This window comes from Bifidobacterium catenulatum PV20-2, from assembly GCF_000800455.1.
Classification (GTDB): Bacteria; Actinomycetota; Actinomycetes; order Actinomycetales; family Bifidobacteriaceae; genus Bifidobacterium; species Bifidobacterium kashiwanohense_A.
Genome location: NZ_CP007456.1, coordinates 870,812 through 885,356, shown reverse-complemented (window position 1 = coordinate 885,356; position 14,545 = coordinate 870,812). Strand labels below are relative to the sequence as shown.

11 protein-coding genes are annotated in these 14,545 nt (G+C 58.0%); 7 read left to right on the top strand and 4 right to left on the bottom strand.

Annotated elements, in window-relative coordinates:
* The first annotated feature begins 90 nt into the window (after positions 1–90).
* Positions 91–876 (top strand): SDR family NAD(P)-dependent oxidoreductase, encoded by a 786-nt coding sequence (locus AH68_RS03715; RefSeq protein WP_039197758.1) that lies wholly within the window; start codon positions 91–93, stop codon positions 874–876.
* Between the two features lie 28 nt (positions 877–904).
* On the opposite strand, the gene AH68_RS03710 is transcribed toward AH68_RS03715, so the two are convergent.
* The gene (locus tag AH68_RS03710) at positions 905–2,305 is read right to left on the bottom strand and encodes an MATE family efflux transporter (RefSeq protein WP_039197756.1); all 1,401 of its coding nucleotides are present in this window, start codon (positions 2,303–2,305) and stop codon (positions 905–907) included.
* A gap of 193 nt (positions 2,306–2,498) precedes the next feature.
* Positions 2,499–3,479 (bottom strand): LysR family transcriptional regulator, encoded by a 981-nt coding sequence (locus AH68_RS03705; RefSeq protein WP_081995867.1) that lies wholly within the window; start codon positions 3,477–3,479, stop codon positions 2,499–2,501.
* 82 nt (positions 3,480–3,561) lie between these two features.
* Between AH68_RS03705 and AH68_RS03700 the strand changes: the two genes are divergently transcribed.
* The 6 genes from AH68_RS03700 to AH68_RS03680 all read left to right on the top strand — a co-directional run bounded on the left by AH68_RS03700 (position 3,562) and on the right by AH68_RS03680 (position 10,138).
* Entirely contained in the window at positions 3,562–4,431 is an 870-nt protein-coding gene (locus AH68_RS03700; RefSeq protein ID WP_039197751.1) for an aldo/keto reductase, read from the top strand.
* 147 nt (positions 4,432–4,578) lie between these two features.
* Positions 4,579–4,722, top strand: coding sequence for a hypothetical protein (locus AH68_RS10860; RefSeq protein WP_173405842.1), 144 nt, complete (start codon positions 4,579–4,581; stop codon positions 4,720–4,722).
* A gap of 103 nt (positions 4,723–4,825) precedes the next feature.
* Entirely contained in the window at positions 4,826–6,388 is a 1,563-nt protein-coding gene (gene zwf / locus AH68_RS03695) for a glucose-6-phosphate dehydrogenase (RefSeq protein WP_039197749.1), read from the top strand.
* Positions 6,385–7,341, top strand: a complete 957-nt coding sequence (locus AH68_RS03690) for a glucose-6-phosphate dehydrogenase assembly protein OpcA (RefSeq protein WP_039199776.1) — start codon at positions 6,385–6,387, stop codon at positions 7,339–7,341. The genes zwf and AH68_RS03690 overlap by 4 nt, the downstream gene beginning before the upstream one ends.
* A gap of 61 nt (positions 7,342–7,402) precedes the next feature.
* Positions 7,403–8,194, top strand: coding sequence for a 6-phosphogluconolactonase (gene pgl, locus AH68_RS03685; RefSeq protein ID WP_039197746.1), 792 nt, complete (start codon positions 7,403–7,405; stop codon positions 8,192–8,194).
* 213 nt (positions 8,195–8,407) lie between these two features.
* Positions 8,408–10,138 (top strand): MFS transporter, encoded by a 1,731-nt coding sequence (locus tag AH68_RS03680; RefSeq protein ID WP_039197744.1) that lies wholly within the window; start codon positions 8,408–8,410, stop codon positions 10,136–10,138.
* 189 nt (positions 10,139–10,327) lie between these two features.
* On the opposite strand, the gene gndA is transcribed toward AH68_RS03680, so the two are convergent.
* Both gndA and AH68_RS03670 read right to left on the bottom strand, forming a co-directional pair.
* Positions 10,328–11,776 (bottom strand): NADP-dependent phosphogluconate dehydrogenase, encoded by a 1,449-nt coding sequence (gene gndA, locus AH68_RS03675; RefSeq protein WP_039197742.1) that lies wholly within the window; start codon positions 11,774–11,776, stop codon positions 10,328–10,330.
* A gap of 135 nt (positions 11,777–11,911) precedes the next feature.
* Positions 11,912–14,461 (bottom strand): bifunctional lysylphosphatidylglycerol flippase/synthetase MprF, encoded by a 2,550-nt coding sequence (locus AH68_RS03670; protein ID WP_039197740.1) that lies wholly within the window; start codon positions 14,459–14,461, stop codon positions 11,912–11,914.
* Positions 14,462–14,545 lie beyond the last annotated feature (84 nt).

Below are 14,545 nucleotides of genomic sequence, written 5' to 3'. Positions count from 1 at the left end.
AGTGGCGAATCGTAATGGGACTTCCGTGCAACATCCATTTCCATTACATTCCCAATATAATTGTCAACGGACATCAACGAAGGAGTTGGCATGGGATACGTGCTCATCACGGGAGCGTCCGGCGGCATCGGGCGTGAATTGGCGACGTTGTTCGCTGCGGACGGACATAATCTGGTGATTACCGCCCGCAGCCAGGATCGACTTGATACGGTGAAAGACCGGCTCGAACAGCGTTTCGGCATACATGTGGTGGCATTCGCCATTGACCTGAGCGAATCCGACGCGCCGAAGAAACTCCATGAATTCACCACGTCACAGGGCCTTGTGGTCGACCATCTCGTCAATAACGCGGGTTTCGCGGATTGGACCGGGTTCCTTGACGCCGATTGGAACCGGCAGAATGAGATGATGCAGCTCAACATGCATGCGTCCGCCGAATTGACGTACCGGTATGGCTGTGACATGCGTGCCAACGGACATGGCAGGATTTTGAATATTTCATCAGTCGCATCAATGATGGCAGGACCGTATATGGCGATGTACTTCGCCACGAAAGCGTTCGTGCGATCACTGTCGGAGGCTGTGTCCCATGAGCTGCGTGGCACGGGTGTGATGGTGACCTGTGTATGTCCTGGCCCAACCACCACCGGTTTCGAGAAGGCCGCCAACATGCATGGCCGTAACTTCTTCACCATGACCAAACCGGCCACCGCACGGCAATTGGCGGTATATGCCTACCGCAAGATGATGCGCGGTTCCGTTCTCGCCTATCATGGTCCGCTCACCAAGGCGGGCGCAACCGCGGAACGCACGCTCCCCCGCGCACTCACCCGCAAAATCGCCGCCGTCATGAACGGTGGAAATCCAAAACGCTAAAACGTCCGCGCATCGTCGTCGATACGATTCAGTCTGTTTGCGATGCTGCCTCGGAAGGTTTTGCCGCAAATCGTTTGGACGGACGGTAACACAGCAAGGCGATGCTGATGAGCATGGCGGTGGCGGCAAGGCTGATTGGATAGACGATCATGATTGTTTCGAAGGTGCGATGCATGGGGAACACACATCCAATCCAGGTGATGCGCACGCCAACCACGCCGATCACGGTAAGCAACGCCGGCACCAAGGAGATACCGAAACCACGCAGGTAACCGGACATGACTTCGTACAGCATGCTGAACGTGTAGGCGGAGAAAACCATGACGAGTCTGGTGTAGCCGACTGAGATGACTTCAGGAGTGGCGTCAAACAATGCCAGCAGACCATGACCGAAAAACAGTACGACGGCGATGGTGGCGGCGGTGGCGATGAAATCCTCCAGAATGCAGACGCCAAGCACGCGCTTGCAACGCCTGATCTGCTTGGCGCCATAGTTTTGTCCGGTAAAAGTGGCGCATGCCTGGCTAAATGAGTTGAGCACGTAATAGGCGATGATCTCGATGTTGAACGCGGCGCTGGAAGCGGCCATGACGACGGTGCCGAGGCTGTTGATGGCGGCCTGAATGATGATGTTGGCCACGGCGAACACGGCGCTCTGCACGCCGGCCGGCAGGCCGATGCGCAGGATCTGGCGCAGGGTGAACAGGTCGATGCCGAGCTCGCGCAGGTCCACGTGGATGGCGGCGTCCGTGCGCGTCAGCCGGTACAGCAGGATCATGGAGCTGGTGATGTTGGCGATGACGGTGGCTGTCGCGACGCCGGCCACGCCCAGATGAAACAGCATGACGAAGATCAGCCCCATGGTCACGTTGAGCACGCCGGAGATGGCGAGCACGGCGAGCGGTGCCTGGGTGTCGCCGATGCTGCGGAAAATGGCAGCCTCGAAGTTGTAAAGCAGGATGACGGGCATGCCGAGCAGGTAGATGCGAAGGTAAGTGAGCGCCAACGGGAACACTTCATCAGTCACGTTAAGCATGCCGAGGAGCGGACCGGCAAGCAGCTCACCTATGATAGCGACGATTATGCCGCCAATCAGGGCTGTGACGATGGACGTGTGCACGGCCTTGCGCACGGCGTCACGGCTGCCGCGTCCGATGGCGTTGGCGATGACGACGTTCGTGCCAAGCGCGATGCCGATGAACAGGTTGAGGATGAGTCCGGTGACCGGCGCGTTGGAACCGACGGCGGCGACCGCCGCGGTGCCGTCGGACTGAGAGAAGTTGCCGACGATCATGATGCCGGATGCGTTGAAGAGCTGTTCCAAGATACCGGTTGCGGCCACAGGCAGCGCGTAGCGCAGGATCTTGATCCAGATACGGCCGTGCAGCATGTCTATTTCCTGTTTGTTTGTCGCCTTACCCCTTGTCATGTTCCTCTGCCGTTCCCTTATCCTTGTTCCCTGTTTTCCGTGCGGCTTTGCGCGTCTTGCGCTCCGGCGTCCCACGTCTCACGTTGCGTCGCGGCATGACATGCCGTGTTCCGGGCCTGCCGCACCGCGCCCACGGTACCGGCCCGAATGGGAATTGTAGGATTACGGCCATGCAATAGCAAATAGCTATGCGCTATTCCTTCCCATTGCCTTCGTGCATGGATTGCAGTGATCGGTTCACCTGTTCCAGAAATATGGCCGCGGATTTCGACAGTGCAGCATGCCGCCGATACACCAATGCGCATCGCGTCTCCAGAGGTGGGTCGAGCGGCAGGAAACGCACGTCGGCGAATTCGCCGCCGTCGAGATGATCGTCCGTGGTGACCACGCATCCCAGACCGCTGATCACGAAGGGCGAGGGGCTGCCGTTGAGCACGTTGTAGGTGGCGGAGACGTCGAACTCGTCCATATCCGCCCCCGCCCACAGGCTGAACTCCCGTTGCAGCCCCTCGCGGTGGTGGATGACCAACGGCACATGCTTCAGGTCGTCCACGGTCAGGACGTCTCTGCCGGCCAGCTCGCCGCCGGTAGGCACCAGAGCACCCCACCGCGCCACGTCCGGCAACGGCACGAAGTCATAGCACACCACGTCCACCGGCTGGAGCAGCACCGCGAAGTCGAGCGTGCCATGCTGGAGCCGTTCCGACACATCGGTGGCATCCCCGTTGTGCCAGTAGAAGCGGATGCCCCGGTGCATCTCATGGGTCCGGGCCGCGGCCTTGAGCAGGAACCTGGGGATGTGCCCTCCGACAGCTACCTCTCCCGTCACATCGTACTCGTCGGATTTGAGCTCGCGTTCGGCCCTGCCGAACAATGTGACGATCTCCTCCGCACGGCGGTAGAGCAGCATGCCGTCCTCCGTCAGCGTGACACGCCGACCACCGCGCTCGAACAGTTTCTTGCCCAGTTCGCGTTCGAGCTGCGCAATCTGCTTGGACAGTGTCGGCTGCGACATCATCAGTGCCTCGGCGGCACCGGTGAAACTCTCCTCCCTGGCGATGGCAAGGAAATATCTCAATACGCGAACATCCATCATCAACTCCTTCCAACCCGGCACATATGCCGCACTCCTTCTGCATACTATTCCCATCAACTCTAGCAACCGATGAGCCATAGCTATTTGCCATTACCATGGCAGCGTCCATACAATACCCGGCAACACATCGCAATCAAGCACGACAAGTCAAGGAGCACCAATGGATACGAATGACCTCTATCTGACACTGAACGACGGGAACCGCATACCACGCATCGGCTACGGGGTGTTCCGCATGACCGATCCGGCCGTATGCGAGCACGCGGTGGCCGAGGCGATCAAGGCCGGCTACCGTCTCATCGACACGGCCGCCGCCTACGGCAACGAGCGTGCGGTAGGGGCCGCCGTACGCGGCAGCGGCGTGGCACGAAACGAGATCTTCGTCACCACCAAGCTGTGGATCACCGACACTAGCTACAACGGCGCACGCAAAGGGGTGGAACGTTCCTTGGAACAGCTCGGCATGGACTACGTGGATCTGCTGCTCATTCACCAGCCGTACAACGACTACTACGGCGCGTGGCGCGCACTCGGCGAAATGCAGGATGAAGGACTGGCACGTTCCATCGGCATGGACAACTTCACCCCGGATCGCATGGCCGACTTTCTGTTCTTCAACGACCGCAAGCCCGCCGTCAACATGGTCGAGTGCAACGCCTTTTATCAGCGCGAATACGACAAACGCTACCTGCACGAACATGGCATCGTCATGCAGGCATGGTCGCCGCTGGCCGCAGGACATGCGGAACTGCTGGATAATGACCTGCTCTCCCATATCGCGGGCGTCCACGACAAATCGATACCGCAAATCGTGCTGCGCTGGCTCACGCAGCGCGGCGTCGTGCCGGTCGTCAAGTCGGCGAATCCGGAACGCATGCGGCAGAACCTCGCCATCTTCGACTTCGCGCTGTCCGACGAAGAAATGGCCGCCATCGCCACGCTCGATGCCGGGCGCACCTGTTTCTCGCCGCGCGACACCGGCGAGGCAGTGCACGACTTCCTCGAACAGGCCATGACCTACTCCGTCTGAGAACCACTCATCCGCCGTTCGACCACCTACATCAGAATTACTGCACATTTCTGCATGCGTTTCCATGTTCCATTCCATCGGCATTGGATATGCAAAGCGTTTCGGCATAGGCTCGCGGTGTACATGCAGGAAAGGAATGCAAAGCCCATGAGCAAGCCCTATATCGTATGCCACATGATGATGCCAATCGACGGCCTGCCGATGGAACACAGGCCCGTTGCCCTGAAACTCGAATCCGCCACCTCGTACGAGGATGACACCGTCTGGCTACGCTATTCATTCGACCGGTAAGACGGCAAACAACCCGGCATAGGAACCGGCTATAGGCAGAATCGAAACGGGAGAATGGATACGCACCGCCGGGCTGTGCGGCTATGGGGCTAGTATGAAACACATGAGTGAAACCGTTTCAACCGCATCCAACGCGGCCGGCGCGTGGACGAATCCGTTGCGCGACCCGCGCGATCTGAGACTTCCCCGTATTGCCGGCCCTTGCAGCATCGTGATTTTCGGTGTGACCGGCGATTTGTCCCGTAAGAAGCTGCTTCCCGCCATCTACGATCTGGCCAACCGTGGTCTGTTGCCACCAAGCTTCGGACTGACAGGATTTGCTCGCCGCGACTGGACCGAAGAGCATTTCAAGGATTTTGTACGCGAGAACGTCGAATCTCACTGCCGTACGCCGTTCAAGGAATCGACTTGGAAGCAGCTTGCCGATGGCATCCGTTTCGTGCAGGGCACTTTCGATGATCCGAAAGCGTTCGAACGATTGTCGGAAACCGTTGCGGAACTTGACCGCGATCGTGGCACGCGCGGTAACCATGCGTTCTACATGTCCGTTCCGCCACGCGCGTTTCCGCAGGTCTCCCGCCAGCTGGCCGATTGCGGTCTGGCTAAAAGCGATAAGGGCGCTTGGCGTCGTGTGATCATCGAAAAACCGTTCGGCCATGATTTGGCCAGTGCCAAGGAACTCGACCGTGTGGTTTCCGAAGTGTTCGACCCGTCAAGCGTGTTCCGTATCGACCATTATCTCGGCAAGGAGACCGTGCAGAATCTGTTGGCGTTGCGCTTCGCTAACGCCATGTACGAGCCGATTTGGAACAACAATTACGTAGACCATGTGCAGATCACGCATGCCGAGGATATCGGCGTGGCCGGTCGTGCCGGCTACTATGACGGCATTGGCGCTGCACGCGACATCATCCAGAACCATCTGCTGCAGCTCATGGCATTGACTGCCATGGAGGAGCCGGTCTCCTTCTCCGCCGCCGATCTGACTGCCGAAAAGACAAAAGTGCTATCCGCCGTGCGTCTGCCGAAGGATTTGGCCGCGCATACGGCCCGCGGCCAGTATGCCGCCGGATGGCAGGGATCGCATGAGGTCGTCGGCTATTTGGATGAGAAGGGCATTAATCCAGCCTCGACCACCGAAACGTATGCGGCAATCCGACTGGATGTCGATACCCGTCGTTGGGCTGGCGTGCCGTTCTATCTGCGTACCGGAAAGCGTCTCGGCAAGCGTGTCACGGAAATCGCCGTGATTTTCAAGCGTGCGCCGCATCTGCCGTTCGAGTCGACCGCAACGAAGGAGCTCGGCAAGAACGCGATCGTGATTCGTGTGCAGCCTGATGAGGGCGTTACCATGCGATTCGGTGCGAAGGTACCGGGCGGCACCTCGATGGAAGTGCGTGACGTGTCCATGGACTTCGGTTATGGCCGTTCGTTCACCGAATCGTCTCCGGAAGCTTATGAACGTCTGATTCTTGACGTATTGCTGGGCGATCCGCCGCTGTTCCCGACCACGCGCGAAGTGGAATTGAGCTGGCAGATCCTCGACCCGATCGAGGAATTCTGGTCCACGCTCGGCCAGCCGCAGCCGTATCGTTCCGGAACATGGGGGCCGCAGGAGGCCACCGAAATGCTGGCCCGCGATGGACACCGTTGGAGGATGCCGTGATCATTACCATGAAGAACACCGAAACCCGTGAGATTTCGGCGAAAATCGACGAATTGCATGAGGAGCGTGGCGAAGCGGCTTTGGGCCGTGTGCTCACACTGCTGATCTCCACGAATGAGACGTCGCTGGAGCATGATCTTGCCGTGGCGAACAACGCCAGCCGAGAGCATCCTTGCCGCGTGATCGCAATCGCACCGAATTCACGTAAGGTGGATGCCGCTGTCGATGATGGCAAGCCGCACACCTTCCTCGACGCGGAAGTGCGATTCGGCTCCGATGCCGGCGCAGGAGAGATTATCGTGCTGCGTCCGCTTGGCGGCTTGGTGCATCATCCGGACACGCTGGTGATTCCATTGCTGGTTCCCGATGCGCCGGTGGTGGCTTGGTGGCCGAACGAGGCTCCGGCGAACCTGTCCACCGACCTGTTGGGGTCGATGGCCCGCAGCCGTATCACGGATGCGATGCATTCCTCGAATCCGATGCACACGATGGATGACCTGCGTCGTAATTGGTCGTCGAAGAACGTGGATATGTCGTGGACCAGGCTCACCGTATGGCGCGCCATGCTCGCCTCGATGCTCGACCAGCCTCCGCATCCGCCGGTAAGCGGTGTGCGTGTGACCGGCAAGAAGGATTATCTGCCGATGGACCTGTTGGCCGCATGGTTGCGTTTGCGTCTCAACGTACCGGTGGTGATAGAAGACGATCCGAACGCAACTGCGGTGACCGGCGTGTATCTGACCCGTTCCGATGGCGTGCTGAGTCTGGAACGCCCTTCCACCGATGATGGCATCGCGGTGCAGAACGTGCCTGGTCAATCACCTCAGACCATTAGCGTGCCCGCACGTACGCTTGAGGAATGTCTGAGCGAGGAACTGGGACGTCTCTATCCGGACGAGATTTACGCCGAAGTGGTGACTCAGGGTTGGGATCTAATCAATCCGAAGCGCTGAACCCGAAAAACCAGTCGCCCTGCCCATGACCCGGCGGGGCGACACCGTATAAGGAGCAAATATGGCAGAACGCAAGACCATTGTGTATCCGAATCCTGAAATGCTGGCGCAGGCCGTGGCCGCACGCACATTGCTGACCATCATCGATCTGCTGGCCGAACCGGAACGTCGTCGCGTGGACATCGCAGTGACCGGCGGCACCGACGGCAACCGCGTATTCGCCGCGATGAATGCCAGTCCGTTGAACGATGCCGTGGACTGGAACCGCGTGCATGTGTGGTGGGGCGACGAACGCTTCGTGGCGGCCGATGACGACAACCGCAATGCGAAGCAGGCTCGCGAAGCCTGGTACGGTGCGCTTGTGGAAGATGGACGCATGCCTGCCGGGAACGTCCATGCGATGCCTGCCGACACCCGTAGCGCCACCGAAATCACGGAGGCCTCCCCCGAGCAGACCGATTCGGTGCTGGCCGAGGCCGCCGCCGAATACCAGCGTGAGCTGGCTGCGCAGCTGGGAGAAAATCCGGCATTGGATATCGCGATGTTCGGCATGGGACCGGACGCGCATTTCGCATCCTTGTTCCCCGACCATGGCGAAGCTGAAATCGACGATCCACATGTGCTGGTGGCGGGCGTGCGCGATTCGCCGAAGCCGCCGCCGCTGCGACTGACGCTGACCGTGCCGATGATCGCCCGTTCGAAGCATACGTGGGTGTTCACGTCCGAAACACGCAAGGCCAACGCTGTCAAAACTGCCTTCGCGCGACGCAACAACCCGCATGCCCCAAGCTCATATGCCAACGGCGAAGAGCTGCTCTGGCTTATCGATGAAGGTGCCGCCTCCAGATTGTGATGCAGGAACTTGGGACTGGAATCCCGAGAGCCAGGGTCCATTGGTTCCGTGACGGGCACGTCATCTAAGTTTCTGCCTGACATGGATTACTCCCATGGCTAAACATCAAGGCTGAATCGTCTGAACGAGTGAGCGTCCAACGCCATGCGTAGTAGTATAACGGCAGCCAGACGTGCCAGACTCCGCATTATAACTATGAGAGGAAACGTCATCATGGACCAGTCATCTAAGTTCCAGCATCAGCTTCAGCCCGACATGCCATCGTCTTCCACGATGTCCTCGTCACCTCATCCGGAACAAACTCCGCCATGGGGCGCGCTGTGGGTGTTGGCTTTGGGACTGGCCATGATTGTGCTAGACAGCTCAATCGTCAATGTCTCCATCCCCACCATTATCGACGATATCGGCATCGACCTGACCGACGCACAGTGGGTCACATCACTGTACAACATCGTGCTTGCCGCGCTGCTGCTTCCCTTCGGCAAGCTTGGCGACGCCAAGGGACGCAAACTGGTGTTCCAAATCGGAACTGTGATTTTCGTGGCAAGCTCATTGCTCGCCGCCACATCGCAGGACGCCGGCATGCTGCTCACCGCTCGCGCGTTGCAGGGAATCGGCGGCGCGATGATCATGCCGAACACCCTGTCTACGGTGTCCGCCACATTCCGTGGCAAGTATCGCGCTGCGGCTTTCGGGGTCTGGGGCGCGGTAATGAGTTCAGCCGCCGCTCTCGGACCGTTGCTCGGCGGCGTGCTTACCGAGACCTTGGGGTGGCGGTGGATTTTCCTAGTGAACCTTCCGCTAGGCATTATCATCTTTGTGGCAACCATCCCTTTGGTGCCAAAGACCGGTGGACATACCTCGAACATCACTTCCTCAACCGCTTCTTCTACCATTCGATTCCAAAGCATTGATGTGGACATTCCAGGCGTGGTGCTGTCCGCACTGACTTCTGCCCTGCTCGTATTCGGACTTATCGAAGGCGAGACCTACGGCTGGTGGAAGCAGACTTCCACTCAGTTGAAGATGGGCGGTCTGACATGGAACCACGGCTGGCTGTCGCCGGTGCCGATTTGTCTGGTCGCCGGTATGCTCCTGCTGGTCGTCTTCGTAACCGTAGAACTTGCACGAGGCAAAGCCGGACAGCCGGTGATGCTGGACATGACCCTGTTCCGCATCAAGACATTCTCGTGGGGCAATCTGTCGGCTGCGGCCATCGCCGCCGGCGAGTTCGCGCTGGTGTTCGCGCTTCCGCTGTATCTCATCAACGCACGCGGACTCGACACGCTACAGGCCGGTGCGATGCTGGCCGTGATGGGATTGGGCTCTATTATCGCCGGTAGTCAGGCACATATACTGGCCTCCAAATTCACTCCGGTCGGCGTGGTCCAACTTGGCTTGGTGATTGAGATCATCGCGGTAGCCGTGATTGCAGTCCTCATGCCGGTGGAATTCGCAGTGTGGTGGCAGCTTCTTCCTTTGACCGCCTACGGCTGCGGCTTAGGGCTCGCTTCCGCGCAGCTGACCAGCGTGGTGCTGTCCGAAGTGCCGATTCCCCAGTCCGGTGAAGGATCGGCCACCCAGTCCACCGTCCGTCAGCTTGGCACCGCCATGGGCTCGGCCATCTCAGGCGCGGCATTGACCATGGCCATTAACGGGACGTTGCCGGCACAACTTGAATCCCTTGGACTGCCCGCTAAAGTCGGCGATGGACTGGCCAAGGCGGTCAGCAGCTCGGCTGGCGGTGTAATTGGCTCGTTCCGCAGCGGAGATGGACCAGCGGCCCAATTCGGTGACGAAGCGCCGAAAATCGCCGATGCGATGACTTCCGGATTCATCGAGGGCAACCGTTGGACACTTTTGGTGGCAGGCTGCATGCTGCTCATCGGTTTGCTGGCTTCGGTCGCTGTGCGACGCGCGGCATCGACGCATAGCACACACTGACAAACATGAGGCAGGTTGGCTTGATGGAATATGTTCATCAAGCCGACCTGCCTCATGTTTTGCTTTTTCCCCAGAAAATATAGAACAACCCGATGAAGGTGATGTCAGACCACAAGACATAATGGCCCCCGCAGCATATCATGCGCTGCGGGGGCCATTATGTCTTGCGACATCGCAGACTCGGGAAAATCAGGCTTCGATTTCCTCACGACCCGGCTCAGCCCACAGCGTGTGGAATGCGCCCGGCTGATCCACGCGCTGGTAGGTGTGAGCGCCGAAATAGTCGCGCTGACCCTGGATCAGAGCGGCAGGCAGACGCTTGGAACGCAGGCCGTCGAAGTACGACAGCGAGGAAGCGAATGCCGGAGTAGGCAAACCGTTGACGGCGGCCTGAGCCACTACGTTACGCCAAGACTCTTCGGCGGTTTCGATGGCGTTCTTGAAGTACGGGGCGAACAGCAGCGACACGTTGGCTTCGCCGGATTCGAACGCTTCGGAAATACGGTTGAGGAACTTCGCACGGATGATGCAGCCGCCACGCCAGATGCGTGCCACGGAAGCGAGGTCGATATCCCAGTCATACTCATCGGCGGCGGTGGTGATCTCATTGAAGCCCTGGGCGTAGGCGACGATCTTGGAAGCGTAGAGTGCCTGACGAATGTCTTCGATGAAGGTCTTCTTCTCATCGTCGGTAAGGTTCAGCTTGCCATCAGGTCCATTGAAGCCCTGCTTGGCGGCTTCCTCACGCAGATCAGCTTCGGAGGAAAGACCGCGGGCGAACACGGCTTCGGCGATGCCGGTGACCGGAACGGCCAGAGACAGTGCGGTCTGCACTGTCCACGTGCCAGTGCCCTTCATACCAGCATGGTCGACGATCAGATCAACCAGCGGCTTACCGGTCTTCTTATCGACCTGATGCAGCACTTCAGCGGTGATTTCGATTAGGTAGGAGTCGAGTTCGGTCTTGTTCCACTCTTCGAACACATCACCGATCTCAGCCGGGGTCATGCCAAGACCGCGACGCATCAGATCGTAGCTTTCGGCGATGAGCTGCATATCGGAGTATTCGATGCCATTGTGCACCATCTTGACGAAGTGTCCGGCACCGTTAAGTCCGATATGGGTGACGCACGGCTCGCCTTCAGCCTTTGCTGCAATGGATTCGAAAATCGGCTTCAGCGTCTTCCAGGATTCTTCGGAGCCGCCCGGCATCATGGAAGGTCCAAGCAGAGCACCTTCCTCACCACCGGACACGCCGCATCCGACGAAATGCAGGCCACGAGCGCTGATTTCCTTCTCGCGACGAATGGTGTCTGGGAAGTAGGCATTGCCTGCGTCGACGATGATGTCGCCCGGTTCCATCAGGTCGGCGAGCGCGTTGATCATGGCGTCGGTCGGCTCTCCGGCCTTGACCATGATGATGGCGGTACGCGGCTTGACGAGGCTGTCCACGAACTCTTCGAGGGTTTTTGCCGGGAAGAATTCGCCTTCGCTGCCGTGTTCGTTCATGAGCTTTTCGGTACGACCGTAGGAGCGGTTGAACACGGCCACTTTGTTGCCGTGGTGTGCGAGGTTACGCGCGAGGCTACCGCCCATTGCGGCAAGACCGACTACGCCGACGTTTGCTTCAGCTGACATGCTGACCCCTTCCATCAGGAAAAGTAGTACTTTATGAACCGTTCTTTAGTGTAGACCCGAGCTACCCCAGAACCATGGACCGTCTCAAGTCTGACATCCTGTCAAAGCTGATACCATGCCAAATCTGACGTATCGTCAATCATGTGGCGTGATGGTGCGCACAAAACGCATGGCTTCGGCAGGTGTGAGCGACGGCACGTAGGCTTGCGCCACAGCAAGCGATATTTGCGGCAGTTTGGCCGCGTCAGGATAGCAGATATACACTTTCTCTTCGTCGGGGTGGAATTTCAATTTGAAACGGAACAGTGAGTGGAATCCGTATGCTGGTTCCATGATGTCTGCGACCATTTGCAGTGCATGACGCAACACTTCGCTTTCCTCGTGTTCGCTTTCGTTGGACCCCATACCGGCCAGCGGCGCCGCCGATAGGCTCATGAATTCCACGTTGCCTTCGTCGCGTAGTCGTTCAGCCATGCGTGCAATCAGGAATTCCATGATGCCGTTGACGCTGTCGGTGCGATGCCTCATGAAGTCAAGCGTCCAACCGATGATCGTACCGTCACGATAGGTGGGCAGCCAGCTGGTTACGCCAAGGACTTTGCCGTTGCCGTCGACCGCGTAGAGCAGGCGCACCCGGGAGTCAATCAGTTCGTCGACGCCTCCCAAGGTGAATCCCATTTCCGGCAGGGCCTTTTTGCCGGCCCACTGTGCGGAGATCTCACGAATCTGCGTTTGCACTGAGAAGGGCGCCTCCTTGAAAGTGGTAAGCACGTCGGTGATGCCGTCTCGTTTGGCTTTGTTGATGGCGGTGCGCACGTCCTGCCATTTCTTGCCTCGGGTCTGCCATTCGTTGGGATTGACGATCATTTCCGTGCCGACGTCAAGTGAGTCCCATCCGGCTTTGGCGAGTTCGGCTCGCTGCGACTCGTGTACGCTGTAAAACACGGGCGTCCAGGAATGTTGTGTGCAGAATGTTGCGAAATCAGTGAGATCTTCCGCATATTCGCATGAATCTCCGAATGGTCCTGTCACCGTCAATGCGATGCCGTACGACACTCGATAGGCGATTGCGGAACGTCCGGTTGCAGAAAACCAATAATCATTGCCTTTCCAAGTTGCCATGAATGACATGGATTCGCCGCCAAGCGGAATAATCGCGTCAACACGATGGCGCGAAGCGTCATTCACCATGGAACGGTCCCTCAAACAATCCCAAACACACAGCAGAGAGATAATCCAAAACACCGGACCGACGCACTGATATACCAGCAAGGAGATTTGCCCGACGGGTACAAACTCAGGTTCGATGCCACTCAGCAGTCCGATCGGCAACAATCGTTGCACATAATCGGCAAGCAGTGCAATCAATTGCGGACTTTCGTTGAAATCATCGGGAGAGGCAAGCCCATACCCAACATACATCAATCCCAGCAACAGAAAAGCCGACAATGCACCTGCCGCAGCACGCAACATGATCTCACTTCGGGTGCGAATCGTAAAACACTGACGAAACACAATAACGATAACGATAAAAATCAACGGCAATGCCATAGTGGAAAACATCGCGTGAAACGCACCGTGACGAGCCAACGCAGGCAACGCATCAGCCTGCGAATCGCCAACATATTGCAGCGGAAGCACCACATAAAACAGCGTCGCAAATACCACCGTGCACGCATTGAACAGCACACTTAACACGGCGGCAATGCGGCGTCCGCGATACAGACCCCACGCGATCAACAGCAGCATCAGTGTCGGCATCAACGACACCAGCCAGTTTCCGGGCATGGTGAATCGCATCATACGATATTGCGCGAAACAGTTGGCATGCGAGGAACCGTTGAGACAATCCAACACTTGTTCCGTGTCGAATTCCGTGGAACCGGTCAGCAAGCCGAACATGGAAAGCAATCCGAATGATTGCGTTGAGGAAACGGCAACCAGCGAACCGACCGCCTGTACGCCGGCAGCCATACCAATCAGCCTTCGCATCTCGTACAAGGCACCATGCCTATACACATCGCCTTGACTTTCGGACGCCATCAAATAACCAAGCACATGACCGATCAGCGCGGCAGCCAGCAAACAATAATCGCCGGCTTCGCCACGGTAAAGGAACAGGATCAGCACCACGCTATAGCCGATCACACGAATACGCCGACGCCACAGCATGGCGGTGAATGCGCTGGCACACATCAGCGTACCCACCACAACAACCAGCGGCCCCAGAATCGCGCCATCATGCGAAATCGCATGCCATTGCGGACTTTTTCCTGCGAACAGCGAGCATAATCCCATGCCGAGCGCTATGCCGCCAAGCGTGGTGATCAGCGACACCCATGCCGTCTTCGCCTTTCCAATCATTGTTTCGCATAAGCCGAATGCGATGAGTATCAGCGGAATGTCGATCAGCAGACGACCCAACTGAGGCACCGACAGCAGTGAGATCGGCGCGGTATACCAGCGCCCATGCGCGAGCGCATCAAAACTCACGCGCGACAATTGCGGCGGAAATTGCGTATGTCTGATGCCGCATACGAGCTGCATGCTGACATTGAACAGCGTGATGAACAGCACGAAGCCCAAGGTCATACGGTGCCGACGAATCCAGTCGGCAAGATCGGATATGAGCGCACGAAAGCCGAATAATGGTTTTACTGCTGATTCCTGCGATTGCGTTGTCATGACAATGATTCCGTTCGATAATTCGGATTAATGATTCGATAAATGATTCAGATTGACGATTCAGATTGATACTTGCGATTGCGA